This window comes from Mycobacterium sp. NGS11 (assembly GCF_059813315.1).
Window position 1 is genome coordinate 13345 of the sequence record NZ_JCALEJ010000037.1, and the last position, 21224, is coordinate 34568.

At 70.2% G+C, this 21224-nt stretch carries 19 protein-coding genes and 1 pseudogene; 12 read left to right on the plus strand and 8 right to left on the minus strand.

What is annotated here, in order from left to right; genetic code table 11:
* Positions 1–43: 43 nt before the first annotated feature.
* Positions 44–661, plus strand: a pseudogene (upp, locus tag AC5Y4T_RS24725) (uracil phosphoribosyltransferase); the annotation flags it as partial.
* Positions 662–668: 7 nt separating this feature from the next.
* Here the strand turns inward: upp and AC5Y4T_RS24730 are convergent.
* Together AC5Y4T_RS24730 and AC5Y4T_RS24735 are read right to left on the minus strand one after the other, a co-directional pair.
* Positions 669–2249 carry a phospho-sugar mutase gene (locus AC5Y4T_RS24730; RefSeq protein ID WP_499955945.1) on the minus strand — a complete coding sequence of 527 codons (1581 nt, stop codon included), beginning with the start codon at positions 2247–2249 and terminating at the stop codon, positions 669–671.
* A gap of 4 nt (positions 2250–2253) precedes the next feature.
* Positions 2254–3069 (minus strand): purine-nucleoside phosphorylase, encoded by an 816-nt coding sequence (locus AC5Y4T_RS24735; RefSeq protein WP_499955947.1) that lies wholly within the window; start codon positions 3067–3069, stop codon positions 2254–2256.
* 113 nt (positions 3070–3182) lie between these two features.
* Here AC5Y4T_RS24735 and AC5Y4T_RS24740 point away from each other — a divergent pair, with 113 nt between their 5' ends.
* The 3 genes from AC5Y4T_RS24740 to AC5Y4T_RS24750 are packed head-to-tail and all read left to right on the plus strand — an operon-like array spanning position 3183 to position 6210.
* Complete coding sequence (locus AC5Y4T_RS24740; RefSeq protein WP_499955975.1) at positions 3183–3797, plus strand: cutinase family protein; 615 nt, start codon at positions 3183–3185, stop codon at positions 3795–3797.
* 47 nt (positions 3798–3844) lie between these two features.
* Complete coding sequence (locus AC5Y4T_RS24745) at positions 3845–5035, plus strand: M20 family metallopeptidase (RefSeq protein ID WP_499955949.1); 1191 nt, start codon at positions 3845–3847, stop codon at positions 5033–5035.
* Positions 5032–6210 (plus strand): amidohydrolase, encoded by a 1179-nt coding sequence (locus AC5Y4T_RS24750; RefSeq protein ID WP_499955951.1) that lies wholly within the window; start codon positions 5032–5034, stop codon positions 6208–6210. The genes AC5Y4T_RS24745 and AC5Y4T_RS24750 overlap by 4 nt, the downstream gene beginning before the upstream one ends.
* Here the strand turns inward: AC5Y4T_RS24750 and AC5Y4T_RS24755 are convergent.
* Positions 6207–7025: an alpha/beta hydrolase gene (locus tag AC5Y4T_RS24755; RefSeq protein ID WP_499955953.1), complete on the minus strand. Its 819-nt coding sequence runs from the start codon at positions 7023–7025 to the stop codon at positions 6207–6209. The two genes, AC5Y4T_RS24750 and AC5Y4T_RS24755, sit on opposite strands and share 4 nt — an antisense overlap.
* Positions 7026–7126: 101 nt before the next feature.
* On the minus strand, positions 7127–7606 hold the full coding sequence (locus tag AC5Y4T_RS24760; protein WP_499920426.1) for a gamma-glutamylcyclotransferase family protein: 480 nt from the start codon (positions 7604–7606) through the stop codon (positions 7127–7129).
* A gap of 75 nt (positions 7607–7681) precedes the next feature.
* On the opposite strand from AC5Y4T_RS24760, the gene AC5Y4T_RS24765 reads away from it, so the two are divergent.
* From AC5Y4T_RS24765 to AC5Y4T_RS24795, 7 genes are all read left to right on the plus strand, one after another.
* Positions 7682–9097 carry an NAD(P)H-quinone dehydrogenase gene (locus AC5Y4T_RS24765; RefSeq protein ID WP_499920424.1) on the plus strand — a complete coding sequence of 472 codons (1416 nt, stop codon included), beginning with the start codon at positions 7682–7684 and terminating at the stop codon, positions 9095–9097.
* 70 nt (positions 9098–9167) lie between these two features.
* Positions 9168–10922 (plus strand): glycerol-3-phosphate dehydrogenase/oxidase, encoded by a 1755-nt coding sequence (locus tag AC5Y4T_RS24770; RefSeq protein ID WP_499955955.1) that lies wholly within the window; start codon positions 9168–9170, stop codon positions 10920–10922.
* Positions 10923–10926: 4 nt separating this feature from the next.
* On the plus strand, positions 10927–11790 hold the full coding sequence (locus tag AC5Y4T_RS24775; RefSeq protein ID WP_499955957.1) for a pseudouridine synthase: 864 nt from the start codon (positions 10927–10929) through the stop codon (positions 11788–11790).
* Between the two features lie 52 nt (positions 11791–11842).
* On the plus strand, positions 11843–13357 hold the full coding sequence (locus tag AC5Y4T_RS24780) for an HNH endonuclease signature motif containing protein (protein ID WP_499955959.1): 1515 nt from the start codon (positions 11843–11845) through the stop codon (positions 13355–13357).
* Between the two features lie 53 nt (positions 13358–13410).
* Entirely contained in the window at positions 13411–14217 is an 807-nt protein-coding gene (locus tag AC5Y4T_RS24785) for an MBL fold metallo-hydrolase (RefSeq protein WP_499955961.1), read from the plus strand.
* A gap of 208 nt (positions 14218–14425) precedes the next feature.
* Positions 14426–15571 carry a PPE family protein gene (locus AC5Y4T_RS24790; protein ID WP_499920417.1) on the plus strand — a complete coding sequence of 382 codons (1146 nt, stop codon included), beginning with the start codon at positions 14426–14428 and terminating at the stop codon, positions 15569–15571.
* A 119-nt stretch (positions 15572–15690) separates the two neighbouring features.
* Positions 15691–16839 carry a PPE family protein gene (locus tag AC5Y4T_RS24795; protein ID WP_499955963.1) on the plus strand — a complete coding sequence of 383 codons (1149 nt, stop codon included), beginning with the start codon at positions 15691–15693 and terminating at the stop codon, positions 16837–16839.
* Here AC5Y4T_RS24795 and AC5Y4T_RS24800 read toward each other — a convergent pair.
* Positions 16770–17435, minus strand: a complete 666-nt coding sequence (locus AC5Y4T_RS24800) for a DUF5994 family protein (RefSeq protein WP_499955965.1) — start codon at positions 17433–17435, stop codon at positions 16770–16772. The two genes, AC5Y4T_RS24795 and AC5Y4T_RS24800, sit on opposite strands and share 70 nt — an antisense overlap.
* A gap of 147 nt (positions 17436–17582) precedes the next feature.
* Positions 17583–17948 carry a DUF732 domain-containing protein gene (locus tag AC5Y4T_RS24805; protein ID WP_499920410.1) on the minus strand — a complete coding sequence of 122 codons (366 nt, stop codon included), beginning with the start codon at positions 17946–17948 and terminating at the stop codon, positions 17583–17585.
* A 191-nt stretch (positions 17949–18139) separates the two neighbouring features.
* Between AC5Y4T_RS24805 and AC5Y4T_RS24810 the strand changes: the two genes are divergently transcribed.
* Positions 18140–19057, plus strand: a complete 918-nt coding sequence (locus tag AC5Y4T_RS24810) for an extracellular catalytic domain type 1 short-chain-length polyhydroxyalkanoate depolymerase (protein ID WP_499955967.1) — start codon at positions 18140–18142, stop codon at positions 19055–19057.
* A 14-nt stretch (positions 19058–19071) separates the two neighbouring features.
* On the opposite strand, the gene nei2 is transcribed toward AC5Y4T_RS24810, so the two are convergent.
* Both nei2 and AC5Y4T_RS24820 read right to left on the minus strand, forming a co-directional pair.
* A complete protein-coding gene (gene nei2, locus AC5Y4T_RS24815) occupies positions 19072–19827 on the minus strand; it encodes an endonuclease VIII Nei2 (RefSeq protein ID WP_499955969.1) in 756 nt (251 codons plus the stop codon).
* Position 19828: 1 nt separating this feature from the next.
* A partial coding sequence (locus tag AC5Y4T_RS24820) for an Lhr family helicase (RefSeq protein WP_499955971.1) occupies positions 19829–21224 on the minus strand: 1396 nt, incomplete at its 5' end.

Below are 21224 nucleotides of genomic sequence, written 5' to 3' on the forward strand. Positions count from 1 at the left end.
GTGTCAGAAGGGCTTAGCCCGATCGTTATATACCCTCGACCCCATGGAGATTCGCGTCGTCGACCACCCGCTGGCCGCCGCCCGGCTGACGGTGCTGCGCGACCACCGCACCGATAACGCCGGTTTTCGCGCCGCGCTGCGCGAGCTGACGCTGATGCTGGTCTACGAAGCCGGCCGGGACGCGCCGCGAAAGTCGGTGCGGGTTCGCACCCCGGTCTCCTCGGCCGCCGGGACCCGCTTGGTCAAGCCGCCGCTGCTGGTGCCGGTGCTGCGGGCCGGACTGGGCATGCTCGACGCCGCGCACGCCGCGATACCGGAGGCGGAGGCGGGATTCGTCGGTGTCGCCCGCGACGAGGAAACCCACGCGCCGGTGCCGTATCTGGAGGCGCTGCCCGACAAGCTTGCGGGCAGGCCGGTGATCATCCTCGATCCCATGCTGGCCACCGGCGGGTCGATGGTGCACACCATCGGCCTGCTGCAGGGTCGCGGCGCCACCGATATCACCGTGCTCTGTGTGGTGGCGGCTCCGGAAGGCCTTGCGGCGGTGGAGAAATCGGCGCCGGACGCGCGAGTGTTCTGCGCCGCGGTCGACAAGGGGCTGAACAAGTCGGCCTATATCGTGCCGGGTCTCGGCGATGCCGGCGACCGCCAATTCGGGCCCAACCTGTTCACCAGCTCCGCACAGCAGCGATCAGCGCCTCGCGCAGGGCGGCGGCGCGGCGCCGCGAAGAGTCCAGGTCGCCGTCAACCGCACAGCGAATCTCCAGGTAGTACTTCAACTTCGGCTCGGTCCCGGAAGGCCGCACCACCAGCCTGATCGACGTGTCGCCGTCGCCGGCGGTGAAGATCAGCGCGTCGGTGATATCGGTGAGGGTTGCGGCGTAACCGGCCAGCGTTGTCGGCGGGTCCGCCCGCCAGCGCCGCATCAGTGCGGCCGCCTCCGTGGCGTCGGCGATCCGGCGCGACACCGCGGCGACGTCGTGCACGCCGTACCGGCGGGCCAGTTCGTCGAGGGCGTCGGGCACGGTGCGGTTACGCGCCTGCAACGCGGCCACCAGGTCGCACACCAGCACCGCGGCGCTGATGCCGTCTTTGTCGCGCACGGCGGTGGGGTCGACACAGTGCCCGATCGCTTCCTCGTAGGCGTAGATGAGCGTGCCGCCGGGCACTTTCGCGTCGGCGCGGGCCAGCCATTTGAATCCGGTGAGGGTTTCGACGTGGACGGCGCCGTAGCGCGCGGCGATGGCCGACAGCATCCGCGACGACACCACCGTGCTGGTCACCACCGGTTTGTCCACCTGGGTCGTCGCCAACAGGTAATCGCCCAGCAGCCAACCGGTTTCGTCGCCGGACAGCATCCGCCACCGCGGCCCGTCCTTGATGCCGACGGCGCACCGATCGGCGTCGGGATCGAGCGCGATCGCCACGTCGGCGCCGACGTCCGCGGCCAGGGCCAGCAACGCGTCGGTGGCGCCGGGCTCCTCGGGGTTGGGGAACACGACGGTGGGGAAATCCGGGTCGGGTGCGAATTGCGTTCCGACGGAATGCACTTCGACGAAACCCGCGCGGTGCAACGCCTCGACGGCCACCGCACCGCCCACGCCGTGCAGCGCGGTCAGCGCCACCCGCACCGACCCCTTGCCGTGCCGCAACCCGGCGGCCCGCTCGATGTAGCGCTCGACCAGATCGGTGCGCGCGGGTTCGACGGGGGTCCTGCCGATCTGGTCGGCCGGCGGGGCGGCGGCCATCGCGGCTTCGATCTCGCGGTCGGTGGGGGAGACGATCTGGATGCCGCCGTCGAGGTACACCTTGTAGCCGTTGTCGGCGGCCGGATTATGCGATGCGGTGATCTGGATCCCGGCCGCCGCGCCGGTGTGCCGCACCGCGAAGGCGACCACGGGGGTGGGGACCGGACCGGGCAGCAGCAGCACGGAAAACCCTTGGGCGGCAAGCACTTCGGCGGCAACCGTGGCGAATACCGCCGAGCCGTGCCGGGCGTCGCGTCCCACGATCACCGGCGAGCCGGGTAGGCCGCGCGCGATCAGCACTTGTGCGACGGCCCAGGTCGCCCGCGAGACCACCGCGACGTTCATGGCGTCCGGCCCGCCGCGCACCGGCCCGCGCAGGCCCGCCGTGCCGAACATCAGCGGGCGGGCGAACCGCCGGGCGAGTTCTCCCGCGTCGCACGCGGCGAGCTCGGCCGCCGTCGCCGGGTCGGGATCGTGGACGATCCACTCCTCGGGCGTCATGGCCCTAGAAGCGGGGGAGCTGGGTAAGGATCAACGCCAGCAGCGCCCCCATCCGGGTCGCCGCCGCGGCGCCGGCGGCCAGCACCTCGGTGTGGCTCAGCGGTTCGCCGCCGATGCCGGCGGCCAGGTTGGTCACCAGCGAGACCCCCAGCACCTCGGCGCCGGCCGCGCGGGCCGCGATGGTCTCGTGCACCGTCGACATGCCGACCAGGTCGGCGCCCAGCGTGCGCAGCATCCGGATCTCGGCGGGCGTCTCGTAGTGCGGGCCGGGCAGCCCGGCGTAGACGCCCTCGGTCAGCGTGGGGTCGGCCTGCCGGGCGAGCGCACGCAGCCGCGGCGAGTAGGCGTCCGTCAGGTCCACGAACTGCGGGCCCACCAACGGCGACCGGGCGGTCAGGTTCAGGTGGTCGCTGATCAGGACGGGTTCGCCGACGGTCATCTCCGGGCGCAGGCCGCCCGCCGCGTTGGTGAGCACGACGGCGCGCACACCGGCCGCGCAGGCCGCCCGCACCGAGTGCACGACATGAGACAGGTCGTGGCCCTCGTAGGCGTGGATGCGCCCGACCAGCACCAGCACCCGGTGCGCACCGATGCGCATCGACAACAGCTCGCCGGTGTGCCCCACCGCGGTGGGCGGGGCGAAGCCGGGCACCTCCGCCTGGGCCAGCACGGCGGTGGGCGTGCCCAGCGCCGCGACCGCCGGCGGCCAGCCGGATCCGAGCACGATGGCGACGTCATGCTCGGCGATCCCGGTGCGTTCGGCGATGACCTCGGCCGCCCGGCGGGCGAGGTCGCCTGGGTCCGACGGGGTTTCGGTCACAGCGGGAGCCTAGCGGTGGGGAGGTGTCGCCGGTATGTGTCAGGATCTGCCGTATGAATCTTCGTAGGTGGCCGGTGGTTGGCCCGGCCATGGGGGTAGCCGTCGCTATTGCGCTGTCGGTGGTTTCGATCACGTTCGGCCCGCCGCCGTCGGCCAAAGCGGACTGCCCCGACGTGCAACTCATCTTCATCCGCGGTACCGCCGAGCCGCCCGGCCTGGGCGTCGTGGGCGACGCGCTGTTCGGCGCGCTGCAGCCCGCGCTGGGATCGCGCAGCGTCGACTCGTACGCGGTGAACTACCCGGCCAGCTACAACTTCCTGACCACCGCCGACGGCGCGAACGACGCTCGCGACCACATCGCGCAGATGGTCGACCAGTGCCCGTCCACGCGGCTGGTGCTGGGCGGCTTCTCGCAGGGCGCCGCGGCGGTCTCGATGCTCGCAGGGGTGCCGCCGGTGGGCCAGCGCATCGGCAACTTCGGCTCGGCTCCGGCGCTGGATCCCGGGCTCGCCGGCAAGATCAGGGCGGTCGCGGTGTTCGGTAACCCCGGCAACCGCTTCAATACGCCGCTGTCGTCGACGGGTGCGTTCGCCGGCCGCGCCATCGACCTGTGCAGCGAGGGCGATCCCGTCTGCGTCGTCGGTGGCCGTGACCGCGATGCGCACCACGACTACTCCGTACCGCCGTACCCCGGCCAGGCGGCGGGGTTCATCGCCGGGCTGGTGTAGCCCCGGCGGGGTTGGGCCTCGATCACACACTGCGACATACTGCGAGAGTGCCCATCACCCCGTTAGACAGCGTTGAAGATGTCGTGCGGCGGCGTGGTGCCGAGCTTGTCGAGTTGTCCCACGACATCCATGCCGAGCCCGAGCTGGCCTTCGCCGAGCACCGCAGCTGCGCCAAGGCGCAGGCGCTGGTCGCCGAGCGCGGCTTCGAGATCACCGCGGCCGCCGGCGGGCTGGACACGGCCTTTCGCGCCGACTTCGGCAGCGGGCCACTGACCATCGGGATCTGCGCCGAATACGACGCGCTGCCCGAGATCGGGCACGCCTGCGGCCACAACATCATCGCGGCATCGGCGGTGGGCACCGCCCTGGCGCTGGCCGAGGTGGCCGACGACCTCGGCCTGCGGGTGTCGCTGCTGGGGACGCCGGCCGAGGAGGCCGGCGGCGGCAAGGCGTTGCTACTCAAGGCCGGGGTCTTCGACGACATCGCCGCGGCAGTCATGCTCCACCCCGGCCCGGCCGACATCGCCGGGGCACGCTCGCTGGCCCTGTCCGAGGCGACGGTGAACTACCGCGGCAAGGAATCCCACGCGGCCGTCGCGCCGCACCTGGGTATCAACGCCGTCGACGCGGTCACCGTCGCGCAGGTGGCCATCGGGCTGCTGCGACAGCAATTGGCGCCGGGGCAGCTGGTGCACGGGATCGTCACCAACGGCGGACAGGCGGTCAACGTCATCCCCGGGCGCGCGGCGCTTCAGTACGCGATGCGAGCGGTCGAAGCGGATTCGCTGCGCGAGCTGGAGGGCAGGATGTACGCCTGCTTCGCCGCCGGCGCGCTGGGCACCGGCTGCGAATACGAGATCGACGTTCCCGCACCCCCGTATGACGAACTGAAGCCCGACCAATGGCTGGCCGACACCTTCCGTGACGAGATGTGCCGCCTGGGCCGCGAGCCGGTGGCCCGCGAGTACGAGGCGGCGCTGCCCATGGGCAGCACCGACATGGGCAACGTCACGCACGTGCTGCCGGGGATCCACCCGATCGTCGGCGTCGATGCCAGGGGCGCCATGGTGCACCAGCGCGCCTTCGCCGACGCCGCCGCGGGCCCCAGCGCCGACCGCGCGGTCGTCGAGGGCGCGATCATGCTGGCGCGCACGGTGGTTCAGCTTGCCCAGACGCCCGCCCAGCGCGACCGGGTGCTGGACGCGCAGCAGCGCAGGCGTGGCGGGGAGCATCGATGAGCCTCGCCGACGCCGCCGATTCCTGGTTGGCCACCCATCACCAAGACCTGGTCGAATGGCGCCGCCACATTCACCGCTACCCGGAGTTGGGCCGCCAGGAGCACGCCACCACCCAGTTCGTCGGCGAGCGGCTGGCCGAAGCCGGGCTCAACCCGAAGGTGCTGCCGGGCGGAACCGGTCTCGTCTGCGACATCGGCCCCGAACACGAGCCCAGGATCGCGCTGCGGGCCGACATGGACGCCCTGCCGATGGCCGAGCTCACCGGCGTTCCGTACGCCTCCACCCTGGCGGGCGTGGCGCATGCCTGCGGGCATGACGCGCACACCGCGATCCTGCTGGGCGCCGCCCTGGTGCTGGCGTCGGTGCCCGCGCTGCCGGTCGGGGTGCGGCTGCTCTTCCAGGCCGCCGAGGAGCTGATGCCCGGCGGGGCGATCGACGCCATCGCGGCCGGCGCCGTCATCGGGGTGTCGCGGATCTTCGCCCTGCACTGCGACCCTCGGCTGGAGGTGGGCAAGGTCGCGGTCCGGCACGGCCCCATCACCTCGGCGGCCGACCAGATCGAGATCACGTTGTACTCACCCGGCGGGCACACGTCGCGCCCACATCTGACCGCCGACCTGGTGTACGGGCTGGGCACGCTGATCACCGGGCTGCCCGGCGTGCTGTCGCGGCGCCTCGACCCGCGCAACGGCACCGTGCTGGTCTGGGGCGCGGTCAACGCCGGCGTGGCCGCCAACGCCATCCCGCAGACCGGCGTGCTGGCGGGCACCGTGCGCACCGCGAGCCGGCAGACCTGGGTGGGCATGGAGGAGGTCATCCGCGAGACGGTGTCCGGGCTGCTGGCGCCGCTGGCCATCGAGCACACGCTGCAATACCGGCGCGGGGTGCCGCCGGTGGTCAACGAGGACGTCTCGACGCGCATCCTCACCCACGCGATCGAACAGATCGGCCCCGACGCGCTCGCCGACACCCGTCAGTCCGGTGGCGGCGAGGACTTCTCCTGGTACCTCGAGGAGGTTCCCGGTGCGATGGCCCGGCTGGGGGTGTGGCCGGGAGTGGGACCTCAGCTGGACTTGCACCAGCCGACGTTCAATCTCGACGAGCGTGCCCTGCCGATCGGCGTGCGCGTGATGACGAACATCGTCGAGCAGGCGGCCGCGTTCGAGCGGTCCTAAGCGCCGGTGGCGCGGACGACGTGTTCGGCGATGTGGGCGTACGTGCGCCGCGTGACGTCGCCGGCCTCGCTCATGATGTTGTAGCCATGGTCGACGCCGGCCACCTCGTGGTACTCCGCTAACGCGCCGACGTCGGCGAGTTTGCTCGCGTACCTGCGGGCTTCGTCGCGCAGCCGATCGTGCTCGGCCGTCACGACCAGCGCTGGCGCGATGCCGGCGATGTCATCGGCGTTGTCGCCCCAGGCGGGCGAGGCCAGGCGGTCGCGCCGCTGGGCCGGCTCGGGGATGTAGGCGGTGTCGAAGACCTCGCTCATCCACGGCTTCATGATCGCCCGGCGCCCGAGCGTCGATGCCTTGTCGCGGCTGGGCGTGACGAGGTCGAGCGGCGCGTAGTGCAGCACCTGCAGCGCGATGTCGGGGCTACCGTTCTCCAGCGCGAGTCGCGCCGCCGCGGCGGACAGGTTGCCGCCCGCGCTCTGGCCGCCGACGCACAGCCGGGTGCCGTCCCACTCGCGGTCCGGGCCCGCCGCCCAGCACACGACGTCATAGATCTGGTGCACCGCGGCGGGAAAGCGGCGCCGTGGTGCTAGGACATAGTCGGGGTTGATCACCAGCACACCCGCGTGGGCGGCCAGGTATCGGCACCACGGATCGTCCTGCTCGCGGTGGCCGACGACGAACCCGCCGCCGTGCACGTTGACGTAGACGGGCGGATTCGTCGCCGCCGGCGGGTGATAGATGGTTGCCGAGACCGGGCCGTGGCGGGTATCGATGGCAACCTCGGTGGTTCGGCCCCCGATCTCCGGGAATCGCACGGCGGCCTTGGGCGTGGGGTTGACCGTGGCGGCGAATGTGCGCGCGAGCGCGTCCGCGACCAGCGGTAGGGACAGAACTGACAGCCGAGTTTCCTTCCGGATCAGGCGCTGGTGCCCGGGCCGATGTTACGGGCCGGGCGGGTCCGCAGACTGTGGACGTAATCGCTTGGCGCACCGGCGATTTCGGCGGCGTCCGCCATCACCCCCAGGTACCGGGCCGACGGCACTCCGCCTTCCCAGGCGTCCAGAACGTACAACCACGCCAGAACCGGGTCGGTATCGGTGTCCGACGCGATGCGCTCCACGCGGCACCGGATCTTCTTGTGGACGCCGAACTCCGAGCCCTCCCAGCGGTCCAGGTTTTTCTCGTCCGCCGGTGTCATGTCGTAGAGGACGACGAACACCTTCGAATCCGGATCCTCGACGACGGTGGCCAGCGCGCCCTCCCAGCCGATGTCCTCGCCACCGAAGGTCAATCGCCATCCGTGCAGCCAGCCGGTTCCGGCCATCGGCGAGTGTGGCGCGCGTTTCTGCATCTGCTCGGGATCCATGTTCGACCCGTAAGCGGCGTAGAGCGGCACGGGGAAAGCTTAGACGTCCGATGCTGGCCGGTCTTCCCTGAGCATTCGGACGGGCGCTTCGTTAGGTTGGTGGCTGTGGTGACCCGCATCGTGATCCTCGGTGGAGGCCCGGCCGGTTACGAAGCCGCCCTGGTCGCCGCGACCTCGCACCCCGACACCACCCGCGTCACGGTGATCGACTCCGAGGGCATCGGCGGGGCCGCCGTCCTGGACGACTGTGTGCCGTCCAAGACATTCATCGCCTCGACCTGGCTGCGCACCGAACTGCGCCGGGCGCCGCGGCTGGGGTTCGAGATCGACATCGACGACGCCAAGATCTCGCTGCCGCAGATCCATGCCCGGGTCAAACAACTCGCCACCGAACAGTCCGCCGACATCACCGACCAGCTGCTCGGCGTCGGCGTGGACGTCGTCGCCGGCCACGGCGAGCTGATCGATCCCACGCCCGGCCTGGCCTGCCACCGCGTCAAGGCGACCACCGCCGACGGCGTCACCAGCGAGTACGAGGCCGACGTCGTGCTGATCGCCACCGGCGCCAGCCCGCGGGTGCTGCCGTCGGCGCCGCCCGACGGCGAGCGGATCCTGACCTGGCGCCAGCTCTACAACCTGGAGGCGCTGCCCGAGCACCTCATCGTGGTCGGGTCCGGGGTCACCGGCGCCGAATTCGTGCACGCCTACACCGAATTGGGCGTGCCGGTGACCGTGGTCGCCAGCCGCGACCGGGTGCTGCCCTACGAGGACGCCGACGCCGCCCTGGTGCTGGAAGGGGAGTTCTCCGACCGCGGCGTCCAGCTGGTGAAAAATGCCCGCGCGCAATCGGTGACCCGCACGGAGGACGGCGTGCTGGTCACGCTGGCCGACGGGCGCACGGTCGAGGGCAGCCACGCCCTGATGACCATCGGGTCGGTGCCCAACACGAGCGGCCTGGGCCTGGACCGGGTCGGCATCGAGCTGGGCCGCGGCGGCTACCTGACCGTGGACCGGGTGTCGCGGACCTCGGTGGCCGGCATCTACGCCGCCGGTGACTGCACCGGGCTGCTGCCGCTGGCCTCGGTCGCCGCCATGCAGGGCCGGATCGCGATGTATCACGCGCTGGGCGAGGGCGTCAGCCCGATCCGGCTGCGCACGGTGGCGGCGACGGTGTTCACCAGGCCGGAGATCGCCGCCGTCGGGGTCCCCCAGTCGATGATCGACGACGGCTCGGTGCCGGCCCGCACGGTCATGCTGCCGCTGCGCACCAACGCGCGGGCCAAGATGTCGGGCCTGCGGCGGGGCTTCGTGAAGCTGTTCTGTCGCCAGGCCACCGGCGTGGTCATCGGCGGTGTGGTGGTTGCTCCGATCGCGTCCGAGCTGATCCTGCCGATCGCCGTGGCCGTGACGAACCGGATCACCGTCAACGAGCTGGCGCAGACGCTGGCGGTTTACCCGTCGTTGTCCGGCTCGATCACCGAGGCCGCGCGGCGGCTGATGGCGCACGACGACCTGGACTAGCGGTTAGCCTTGGTGCAGCACGTCCTACTGACGAGTAACCGAGGAGTTTCCCCAGTGAGGAGTCCTGGCCGTGACTGAACCCGTTCACGCGCCCACCCAGCGCAGCTCACCGGTTTCCGTGCTGGGGCCGCGGCAGCGCGAGGCCGCCTGGGAACGGCTGGGCACCGAACAGTTCGACGTGGTGGTCATCGGCGGCGGCGTGGTGGGCTCGGGCTGCGCGCTGGACGCCGCGACCCGCGGTCTCAAGGTGGCGCTGGTCGAAGCGCGTGATTTCGCGTCGGGCACCTCGAGTCGCTCGTCGAAGATGTTTCACGGCGGCCTGCGCTACCTCGAACAGCTGGAGTTCGGCCTGGTGCGCGAGGCGCTCTACGAACGTGAGCTGTCGCTGACCACGCTGGCGCCGCATCTGGTCAAGCCGATGCCGTTCCTGTTCCCGTTGACCAATCGCATGTGGGAACGCCCGTACATCGCCGCCGGCATATTTCTGTACGACCGGCTCGGCGGGGCGAAATCCGTTCCCGCGCAGAAGCATTTGACGCGTGCCGGTGCGTTGCGGTTGAGCCCGGGCCTCAAGCGCGGCTCGCTGATCGGTGGAATCCGTTATTACGACACGGTTGTCGACGATGCGCGGCACACCATGACCGTGGCGCGCACCGCCGCGCACTACGGCGCGGTGGTGCGGACCTCCACCCAGGTGGTCGCCATGCTGCGCGAAGGCGATCGGGTGACCGGTGTGCGCGTCCGCGACTCCGAGGACGGCGCGATCACCGAGGTCCGCGGGCATGTGGTGGTCAACGCGACCGGGGTGTGGACCGACGAGATCCAGGCATTGTCCAAGCAGCGCGGGCGTTTTCAGGTGCGAGCGTCCAAGGGCGTGCATGTGGTGGTGCCCCGCGACCGCATCGTCAGCGACGTCGCGATCATCCTGCGCACCGAGAAATCGGTGATGTTCGTCATCCCGTGGGGCAGCCACTGGATCATCGGAACCACCGACACCGACTGGAATCTCGACCTGGCTCACCCGGCGGCCACCAAGGCCGACATCGACTACATCCTTTCAACGGTCAACACCGTGCTGGCCATCCCGCTGACGCATGCCGACATCGACGGGGTGTACGCGGGGCTGCGGCCGCTGCTGGCCGGGGAGAGCGAGGAGACCTCCAAGCTGTCCCGGGAACACGCCGTGGCGGTGCCCGCGCCGGGCCTGGTGGCCATCGCCGGCGGCAAGTACACCACCTACCGGGTGATGGCCGCCGACGCGATTGATGCTGCGGCCCAATTCGTTCCGGCCCGGGTGGCGCCGTCGATCACCGAGAAGGTCAGCCTGCTGGGCGCCGATGGTTACTTCGCGCTGATCAACCAGGCCGAACACGTCGCCCAGCTGCAGGGTCTGCACCCCTACCGGGTGCGTCATCTGCTGGACCGCTATGGCTCGCTGATCGGCGACGTGCTGGCGCTGGCGGCTGACAGCCCCGAGCTGCTCGAACCGATCAAGGAGGCGCCGGGCTATCTGCGGGTGGAGGCGTTGTACGCCGTAACCGCCGAGGGCGCTTTGCATTTGGAGGATATCCTGGCGCGCCGGATGCGCGTTTCCATCGAATACCCGCACCGCGGTGTCGACTGCGCGCACGAGGTCGCCGAAGTCGTGGCGCCGGTGCTGGGCTGGTCCGCGGAGGAGATCGGGCGCGAGGTCGCGAATTACACCGCCCGGGTGGAGGCCGAGATCCTGTCGCAGGCCCAGCCCGACGACGTGTCCGCCGACGAGCTGCGGGCCAGCGCGCCCGAGGCGCGCGCCGAGATCCTCGAGCCGGTCCCGCTCAGTTGAGCTTATGGTGAAGCCGGCGCCACTGCCCGTGCGGGACGGACTCGGTCCGGCGCGGGTGCGGCTGCGCGGCGGCCCGGTGCTGGCCGAGCTCACCGCCCGGTTCGGCGCGCGGGCCCGCGCCAGGGTGCTGGCCGGAGAGGTCGTCGGCGCCGACGGAGCGGTAATCGATTCCGCCACAGTGCTTCCCGCCGGCGCGAGTGTGTACCTGTATCGCGAGCTGCCGGACGAGGTGCCCGTCCCGTTCGACGTCCCGGTGCTGCATCGCGACGCCGACATCGTCGTCGTCGACAAGCCGCATTTCCTGGCCACCATGCCGCGCGGGCGCCACGTCGCCCAAACCGCGCTGGTGCGGCTGCGGCGTGAACTGGACCTGCCCGAGCTGAGCCCGGCGCACCGCCTGGACCGGCTGACCGCCGGGGTGCTGCTGTTCACCGCGCGGCGCGAGGTGCGCGGTGCCTACCAGACGCTGTTCTCCCGCGGATCGGTCCGTAAGACATATCTGGCCCGGGCGGCCGTCGACCCGCAGCTGCAGCTCCCACGAGTGGTGAAGAGCCGTATCATCAAGCGGCGCAGCCACCTACAGGCGGTGTGCGAGCCGGGCGCGCCCAATGCCGAGACCCGCGTGGAGCTGATATCGCCGGACGGTCTGTACCGGCTCACCCCCCGAACCGGGCGAACGCATCAGCTGCGCCTGCACATGGCGTCGCTGGGGATACCGATCGAGGGAGACCCGTTGTATCCCAACGTCATCGACGTGGCGGCCGACGACTTCAGCGCGCCGCTGCGCCTATTGGCGCAGCGCATCGAATTCCCCGATCCGCTGACCGGCGTGCGGCGGGAGTTCGTCAGCCGCCGTACCGAGCCCTAGGCGGTTTGGCAGGCGACGGCGTGTGTCGGCGGAAGCTGGTAGTGTCGAACACATGTTCGAATATGGCCGGCGTATCGCGTCGCCGCCGGAGGTGATCGCCTACTTCGACGAGCTGGCCGAGCGCCAATACCCGTCGACGACGCCGGTGTCCAAGGGGCTCCTGGACCGGATCGGAGCGGCGGCGCGCGCGGAGAACCGGGCGGCGGCCGCGCAGTTGGTGGCCATCGGTGAGTTGTTCGGATATCGGTTGTCACGGTGTTCGGAGACCGAGGAGTGGGCCGTGGACACCGAGGCAGCCGTCAGTGCTGAAGTCGCCGCCGAGTTGCGGATCAGTCAGGGTCTGGCCGGCAGCAAGGTGCGCTACGCCCGCGCGATGCGCGAGCGGCTTCCGCAGGTGGGTGAGGTGTTCAAGGCCGGTGATATCGACTTCCGGATGTTCGCCACGATGGTGTACCGAACGGATCTGATCACCGATCCGCAGGTGCTGGCGGTGGTGGACGCGCGGCTGGCGGCCAATGTGGCGCGCTGGCCGTCGATGACTCGAGGCCGGCTGGCCGCGCAGGTGGACAAGGTCGTCGCGCGTGCCGACGCGGACGCGGTGCGACGCCGCAAGGAGCGTGCGGCCGGGCGTGAGGTGTGGGTGGCCGACATGGGGGAGGGGGTGGCGCATCTGGAGGGCACCCTGCTCGCCCCGGACGCGCAGGCGTTGGACCAGCGGTTGACTGCGTTGGCGGCCACGGTGTGTGAGCATGATCCGCGTACCCGCGAGCAGCGCCGCGCCGATGCGTTGGGGGCGTTGGCTGCCGGGGCGAACCGGTTGGCGTGCGGGTGCGGGCGATCGGATTGTGCGGCCGGTAAACGGCCCGCGTCGAGCCCGGTGCTGATTCACGTGATCGCCGAACAGGCCGGTCTGGACGGCCGCGGTTCGGCGGTCGCCGCTCAGATAGGTGCGCAGGGTTTGATCCCGCCGGAGTTGCTCGCCGAGTTGGCCGCCTCGGCCGCGCTGGCGCCGGTGATTCATCCCGGCGACGCGCCGCCGGAACCCGGTTATGTGCCGTCCAAGGCGCTGGCCGATTTTGTGCGCTGCCGGGATCTGACGTGTCGCTGGCCGGGTTGCGACCGCCCGGCTACGGAATGCGATCTCGACCATACGATTCCCTACGCCGACGGCGGCCCCACGCACGCCTCGAATCTCAAATGTTATTGCCGCACACACCATTTGGTGAAAACTTTCTGGGGCTGGCGGGAGAATCAACTTCCCGACGGCACCCTCGTGCTGACCTCGCCGTCGGGGCAGACCTATGTCACCACCCCGGGTAGTGCGCTGCTGTTTCCGAGTTTGTGCCAGGGTGTCGGCGCGATCCCCGCCGCCGAAGCCGACGTGGCGCCCGACTACTGCGGTGCTCGCACGGCGATGATGCCCACCCGGCGTCGCACCCGCGCCCAGAACCGGGCCGCGCGCGTCGCGGCCGAACGCCGGCACAACCGCGACACCCGGCTGGCCAGCGGGCCCGAAAGCTGCAACGGGCCCGCGCCGCCCGGCGCCGACGACCCGCCGCCCTTCTAGCGGCATGGAGGTTCTTCCGGCATGGAAGGCGCGGGACCGGGTAGCCCGGGGCTATGGACATCACCGTCACGTTCGTGGGCAACGCCACCACGCTCATTTCCGCGGGCGGGCTGACGCTGTTGACCGACCCCAATTTCTTGCACAAGGGGCAACGCGCCTACCTCGGCCATGGGCTGGTGTCCAAACGGCTCAAGGAGCCTGCGCTGCAACTGAGCGAGCTTCCTCCGGTCGATGCGATCGTGCTGTCGCACATGCACGGCGATCACTGGGACCGCGTGTCGCAGAAGGGACTCGACCACGAGTTGCCCGTCGTCACCACCCCGCACGCCGCCAAACGGCTGCACCAGCGCGGCTTTGCGCAGGCACGCGGCCTGAGAACCTGGCAGCAGCACACGATCACAAAGGGCGGCACCACGCTCACCCTCACGTCGTTGCCGGGGCGTCACGCACCCGGATGGAGCCAGCGGCTGCTCCCGCCGGTGATGGGCACCATGGTGGAGGTCGCCGCCGACGATGGCTCACCCCCGCGCCGGCTCTACATCTCCGGCGACACCCTGCTGATCGAGGAGCTCAACGAGATCCCCACCAGGTTCGACCCGATCGATGTGGGCATGCTGCACCTCGGCGGCACCCGGCTGCCCGCAGGCGGGCGGTTGCCGTTCGGACTGACCGTCACCATGGATGGCCGTCAGGGCGCCGAACTCGTCGCGATGCTCGCCCTGCCGAAGGCGATCCCGGTGCACTTCGACGACTACGCGGTCTTCGCGTCGTCGCTGGCCGACTTCACCCGGGAGATGCAGCGCCGAGGCCTCGGGGACCGGATCGTCACGGTGAATCGCGGCGCCTCGGTGACCGTTTGAAAGACGGCCGGTGTCGCGCAGGTTGCCCTGGCCAGCAAATGTCAAATCGCTCTCAGCTATGAGATAGGGTGGCCTAACACCTGGCGGTCGAATTGGGAGGTCCCGGCCGCAGGTTAAGGGCTTCGACGTGCAGAGTTTCAAGGTTCTTCGTGGCCTGGTCAACGCAAATTTGCTGAGGCTGTTCTCAGCGTGGGCATTGTGAGACGTGATGGATCTTTTTGCACCCCCAGAGGTCACCTCGACTCTCATCCACACCGGACCGGGAGCGGGTTCGCTGATCGAGGCGGCCGGCGCCTGGCAGCGCCTGGCCGTCGAGTTGGAGAATTCGGTCTCCACCTATGCCTCGACGTTGTCGTCGCTCATCGACTCCTGGGACGGCCCGTCGGCGATGGCGATGCTGCAGTCCGTCCAGCCCTACCTGCTCTGGCTGCGCGAGACCGCTCAGCAATCCGCGCAGCTGGCCACCTCCGCCGAAGGCGCCGCGACGGCCTTCACCACCGTCCGGTCCACGGTGGTTCATCCCTCGGTGGTGACCGCCAACCGGACGCGACTGGCGCAGCTGCTGGCCACCAACCGGTTCGGCACCAACACGGCGGCCATCGCCGAGACCGAGAACGAATACCAGACCATGTGGGCGAACAACTCGGCGGCGATGACCCGATACCAGGCGTCGTCGTCGCAGGCGACCACGCAGCTGTCGAATTTCAATTCGCCGCTGTCGGCCACCGATCCGGGCGGAACGACCCGCCAAGAACTGGCGGTGAACCAGGCCCAGGCGCTGGACGCCGGCAACGTGGGGAATTCACTGGTTTCGGACCTCTCGTCCGCCGGCATCTTCGGCGCCGACGGCGATCCGAACCAAGGGTGGTTCGGCTACTTCAGCACCTGGGGCAACCAGTTCATCTCGTCCGGTTTTCCCATCAACATGCTCAGCTACCTGGCGCAGAACTCGTCGGCCAGCGCGCTGCAGAGCGTCGGCGGCGACATCGGCAGCGGCCTGTCGGAGGGCCTGGGAGCGGCCACGGCGAGCCTGTCCAGCGCGGTCAGCGGCATCGGCGAAGGAATGGCGCCGACGGGTGCGATGGGCGTGGGGGTATCGCTGGGCAAACTGACCGCGCCGCCCGCCGTGGTGGGGCTGTTGCCGGGCACGCAGACCGGGGTGCAGCTCGCGTCCGCCGCCTCGCCGCTGCCGGCGGCGGAATCGGGATTGCCGCTGATGCCGATGATGGTGCCGCCGACGACGGCCTCGGCGGGCACCGGCTGGCGCAAGCGCAAACAGCAGAAGTACGAGGACGTCGCCGTCGGCCGGGAGGTCACAGGCAAAGTGATGCCTCGAAATCCATCCGCGGGATGACGGCGACGATGCTGCCCCACGACTGCGGGTGCCGAACACCGCGTGCAACGGCGACCGGCAGCAGGGGAGCCGACGCGCCGCGTTCGCCCCACCCACGTTCTTCCCCAAGGTAAAAATTCATGGATTTCGGGATACTGCCGCCGGAGGTCACTTCGGCGCTGATCCACTCTGGGCCCGGCGCTTGGTCATGGATCGCGGCCGCCGGCGCCTGGCAGGAGCTCAGCGCGGAGCTCGAGCAATCGGCCGCCGGCTACAGCGCGGAGCTGGCGTGGCTGTCTACGACGTACCATGGCCCGTCGTCGCGGGCGATGGCCCAAGCCTTCGAGCCCTACCTCGCCTGGTTGCGCGCCACCGCCCAGCAGTGTCAGGAGATCGCCACGTCGGCGGAAGTCATGACGGCGGCGTTCGAGCTGACGCACTGGACGGTGGTGCACCCTTCGCTGGTCGCCGCCAACCGCGCGCGGTTGGCGATGTTGTTGGCCACCAACTTCTTCGGGATCAACTACCCGGCCATCGCGGAGACCGAGGCCGAGTACCACGCCATGTGGGTGAACAACTCGGCGGCATTGGTCCGCTACGACGCGACTTCGGCGAGCACCGTCCGACCGCCCGCCTTCGAGCCGCCTCCCCCGGTTGCCAATCCGTCGGGCGTGACGACGCAAGCCGCCATGGTGCCCGCCACGAACACCGCCGATGTGGGGACACAGACCGCGGCCGCGCTCTCGGGGACGAGCCAGAACCTCGCCGCTTCCAGCGCCGTCGGACTGGACCCCGACTCGGGCTGGTTCAGATACTTCAGCATCTGGGGATGGCAGTTCATCGCCAGCGGATTCCCGGTCAACATGCTCAGCTATTTCGCCCAGGTCAGCGGCGCCCAGGCCCTGCAGGGCGGCGTGGCCACCGACATCTTCGGCGGCCTGTCCGAAGCCGCGGCCGACCTGTCGGCGGCGGACGCGAGCCTGGTCGGCGCGGTGGGATCGTCGTTGGCGCCCCAGGCGACGCTGGGTGTCGGTATCTCGCTCGGCAACCTGACTTTTCCGCCCGCGACGGTGGGCATGCTGGGGTCTTCGGCGCCGGTGCAGCTGGCGTCGGCGGTCTCGGCGCTGCCGCCCGCGGCCGGCCAGACACCCATGCTCCCGATGGTCCCGATGCGCCCGACGCGTGCCTCGGCGAACGGTCGGCGGCGCAAGGGACGCGACTACGACGATATCGAATACGGCGCGGAGCTGCCGGGCACCGTGATGCACCGACCGCCGTCGGCTGGATAGCGCTGCTTGCGCGACTGCGTCATGCGGTTGCGGACGATGTGTTCGACCAGGATGGGGACGAAGGTCTGCACCGGTGCGTCGACGAATCGTTGCGCCGTCTCTTCGCACCAGCGCCTGATCTGAGCGTTCCGCCTTTCGTCACCGAGCCCTTCGCGACGGGCCAGCTTGTCGGCGACGTCCGCCACCGATCGCCCAACCGTGGCCCGGGCGGCCGGGGGGAGTTCGTCGCCGGCGGCGGTGGATGCTCGCACGGCATCGAGTGCCCGGCGTGCGGCGTCCTCATCGGTGTCCGGCCGGATGACATGCAGGGTGAGGTGGCGGCCGTTGCCGCCCAGCACGATGACGCTGGCCTCCTCGTCGCTGACGAAGCCCAGCAATTCGATTGTGTGCCCGTCGATTTCAGCCACCGCGGGTGTGTTTTGCCAGCCGTTGCGACGGTAGCCCACCATGACGATCTGTCCGAGCCGGCCGCGCAATGACGCCACCAGGCTCGGCAGCTCGCCGGACAGGTTCGTCGAGCGCGGCCACCAGGCGCCGTCGACGTGTTCGGAAACGGCTCGATATGACTTGAGCCGCAACCGGTTTGATTGCTCCATGACACCCACCTGCTCGCAGAACTCCGGGCCCGACGGCCCGGATACGTCAAGACCAGCACGGGTAGTCGGCGACCGCGGCGCTAGCGAGTGGCTGTCGGGTTTACCGATCGTGAACAACGAGTTTCCGCAACCGCTTTGGGCCGCGTTTCAGGATCCCGACGATGTCGCAGCTTCCGCGTACTTCGGGCAGTACGCCTTGATGCTGACCCCGACGAAATATCCGGCGTGATAGCTGTCCAGGCTGCTGCTGGAGAGCACGCTGTTGGCGACCTGCTCCGGCGACTGGCCCATGTCGAGTTCGTGGCAGACGGTGTGCCCGGAGTTGACCGCGGCGTCGGGTGACTCGTAGTTGATGCCCTTGGCTTTCAGCGCGGCCAGGAACGCGTCATCGGCGGATGTGGCGTGCGCGGCAACGGATGCCACCAGCGCGCCGAGCAGCCCGGCCACCGGCAGCACGCCGATCGCCAGTAGCGACAGCGGTCGGACGGGCTTGCGCATCTGGGTAGTCGTCATTTCTGATACTCCCGTGGAACAGAAGTGCCGGTGCTTGCTGAAGGTGGGGCTAGTGCGCATGCTTGCATCTCGCGGCGCCACCCGGTGCTGTATCGCCGATAATGCGGTGTGTGCCACACAAGTGTTTGCTCCGCGGTCGCACGCGCGTTACCGGCGAGCCTTCGGCGACGCGTCGCCGGTGATCTGACGACATGGCGTACGTGCGGTGGTTGTGGCTCGGGGTGGTGGCGATATGCGTGGTCGGCTGCGGTGTGCGGGATGTGTCGGCCGCTAGCGCTCGAGACATCTCCGGCACCTTTCGATCCGGCGGCATGGACCGAACCTACATGTTGCACGTGCCGGCGGGCGAACCCGTCGGGCTGGTGCTGAGTTTGCACGGGGGCGGCGGCACCGGGTTCTCGCAGCGGGGCCTGACGGGCTTCAACACCGTTGCCGATGCTCACAACTTGTTGGTTGCCTACCCCGACGGTTACGACAAGAGCTGGGCCGACGGGCGTGGCGCCTCGCCCGCCGATCGCCGCCACATCAATGACGTGACCTTTCTGGTCGGGCTGGTGAGCAAGCTGCAGAGCGACTACGGCGTTGCTCCCGGGCACGTTTTCGTCACCGGGATGTCCAACGGCGGCTTCATGAGCAACCGGCTGGCGTGCGACCGCGCCGACGTCTTCGCCGCGGTCGCGCCGGTGGCCGGGACGCTGGGCGTGGGGGTGGCCTGCAACCCGTCGCGGCCCGTGTCGGTCTGGGAAGCCCACGGGACCGCTGACCCGTTGGTGCCCTTCAAGGGTGGGACGGTGCGCGGCCGCGGCGGCGTCAGTCACTCCGTCTCGGCAGACGCCATGGTGGACAAGTGGCGCTCGATCGATGGCTGCCAGTCGCAGCCGGCGATGGAGGCGCTGCCCGACGTCCGCGACGGCACGGTGGTGCACCGCTACCGGTCGACGCGATGCGCGGACAACACCGAGGTGGTGTTCTACAAGATCGACAGCGGCGGGCACACCTGGCCGGGCGGCAAGCAATATCTGCCCGCGGCCGTCATCGGTCCCACCACCCGCGCGCTCGACGGGTCCGAGGCCATCGCCCAGTTCTTCCTCGCCCACGCCCGCGACTAGGCCCAAAAGCAGCGTCAGCGCTGGCAGGACGGGCACCAGTACGTCACCCGATCCCCGGAGTCGTCGAATCGGATCGGGGTGCCGCAGCGACGGCACGGCTGCCCGGATCGCCCGTATACCCACAACTGACGTCCGGGCCGGATGTCGCCGGTGGTGCACCGGTTCCAACGAAAGCGGTTGAGCCACAACATGTCTCGCGCTCGTGAGACCAGCCGATGCGGGTCGGCGAGGTCGCGCACGGCCGCGGTGGGCAGATGCCCGACAAGGAAACACAATTCGTTGCAGTAGACGTTGCCGACCCCGGCCAGCAGGCGCTGGTCCAGCAGGGCCTCGGCGATCGGCCGGTCCGGGTCGGCGGTCAAGTTGGCGGCGGCGAGCGCGGCATCCCAATCCTCGCCCAGCAGATCCGGTCCCAGGTGCGCGACCGCGTCGCCGTCGCGCTCGCGCTCCAGGATCTCCAGCACGCCCAAGTCGACGCCGACCGCGCGGACGCTGTCGGTCTCCAAGACGATGCGCGCGCGGTGGTCGACCCGCACCGAGCGGTTGCCGACCCGCCAGCTGCCGTCCATTTTCAGATGCGAGTGAATGCTGGCGTCCCCCACCCGGATGAACAAGTGCTTCCCGCGGCTGAGCACCTCGTCGACCACCCGTCCGGTGAGGTCGACGGTGGCGAACCGCGGCACCCGGACGTCGCAACGGGTCAGGGTGCCGCCGACCAGTCGCTCGCGCAGCACGGCGGCGGTGTGCCAGACGGTGTCGCCTTCGGGCATCTCAGCGCAGCCGCATCCCGCGCGGAGTCCGGGCGAAGCCGGCGTCGGAGAGCGCATCGACCGGGCCGGGCCCGTCCGCGCGGGGCTGCAGGGCCGGCACTCCGTCGACGCGTTCGACCAGGATCGACGCGACGCGCCGGGACGAGACCAAATCGGCCAGCGCCGTCGCCGCGGCGAGATGGGCGGCGGGGTCGCCGGTGAAAGTGAGCAGCGACCGCCCGCCGCGCTCGAGGAACCAGGCCAGCTCGCCGTCGACCAGCACCACCAGCGCACCGGCCTTGCGGCCCGGGCGTGCCCCCGGCCCCCCGGACTCCGTGCCCTCACCGCGGGCGGCCGGCCAGGGCAGCGCCGCTCCGTAGGGGTTGGCCGGATCCGCGGCGGCCAGCGCGACCGCGCGGTACTCGGGCCGTTCCGGATCGACCCCGTCGGAATAGGCGCGCAGCCGGTCGACGGTCGACGCGACCGCGAACTGCGCCCCACCCAGCGACTCGATGAAGTAGCCACGCTGGCACCGTCCGGCATCCTCGAACGTGCTCAGCACCTTGTACAGGGTGGCGAATCCGCCGGGCACTCCCTCGGTTGTCACGGCGCCCCGGGTCAGCACGCCGTGGCGGCCCAGCAGCAGTTCGGCTTGATAGTGGGCGCGCATCGTGGAGTCCGGCTCCGGGGCCGGCAGGATCGACCAGCGGCCGGCCACGGTCGGGTCGGCGGGCCGGGAATGCGGGTGCGCGACGCTGTATCGGCTGAGCCGCGGCGGGCGATGCGAGCGATGCGCGGGGGCCGAGCGCTTGCGGGTCCCGGCGCCACCGAGCAGGGCACGCACCGGGGCGAACGTGTCGCCGGTGATCCAGCCGGCCCAGATCAGTTCCCACAGCGCGGCTTTGAGCTCTGACTCACCGAATCCGCTCTGCGCGAGCTGCCGGAAGAAGTAGGCACCCCCCGGCGCGAGCGTGTCCAGGACGGCGCGGTGGGCGTCGCCCAATTCGATGTCGGCGGGCCCGGGCAGCGTCAGCGGCGCGGATTCGCTGGGGTGCAACGCGATCCAGCCGTCGCCGCTGGAAATCGAGCCGGCCCCCGACCAGGTGACTTCGCCCGTGGCCAGCAGCTCGTCGAGCAGCGCGGGGGAGTAGTCGCGGACCCGGGGGGCCAGCACCAGCGGCTCGATCGCGGAGGCCGGCATCCGTACGCCGGCCAGCTGATCGATCACCGACATCAGCCCGTCCAGCCCGGAATGGCCTGGGGAGCGCGATGATTCGGCCGAGCCCACGCGATGCCAGGCCGGCAGGAACCGGCCGTAGGCGGCGGTGCTGACCGGCTCGACCTGGGCCCGCAGCGCCGCCAGCGACCGCCGCCGCAGGATGCGCAACACGTCGGCGTCGCACCACTGCTCGCCCCCG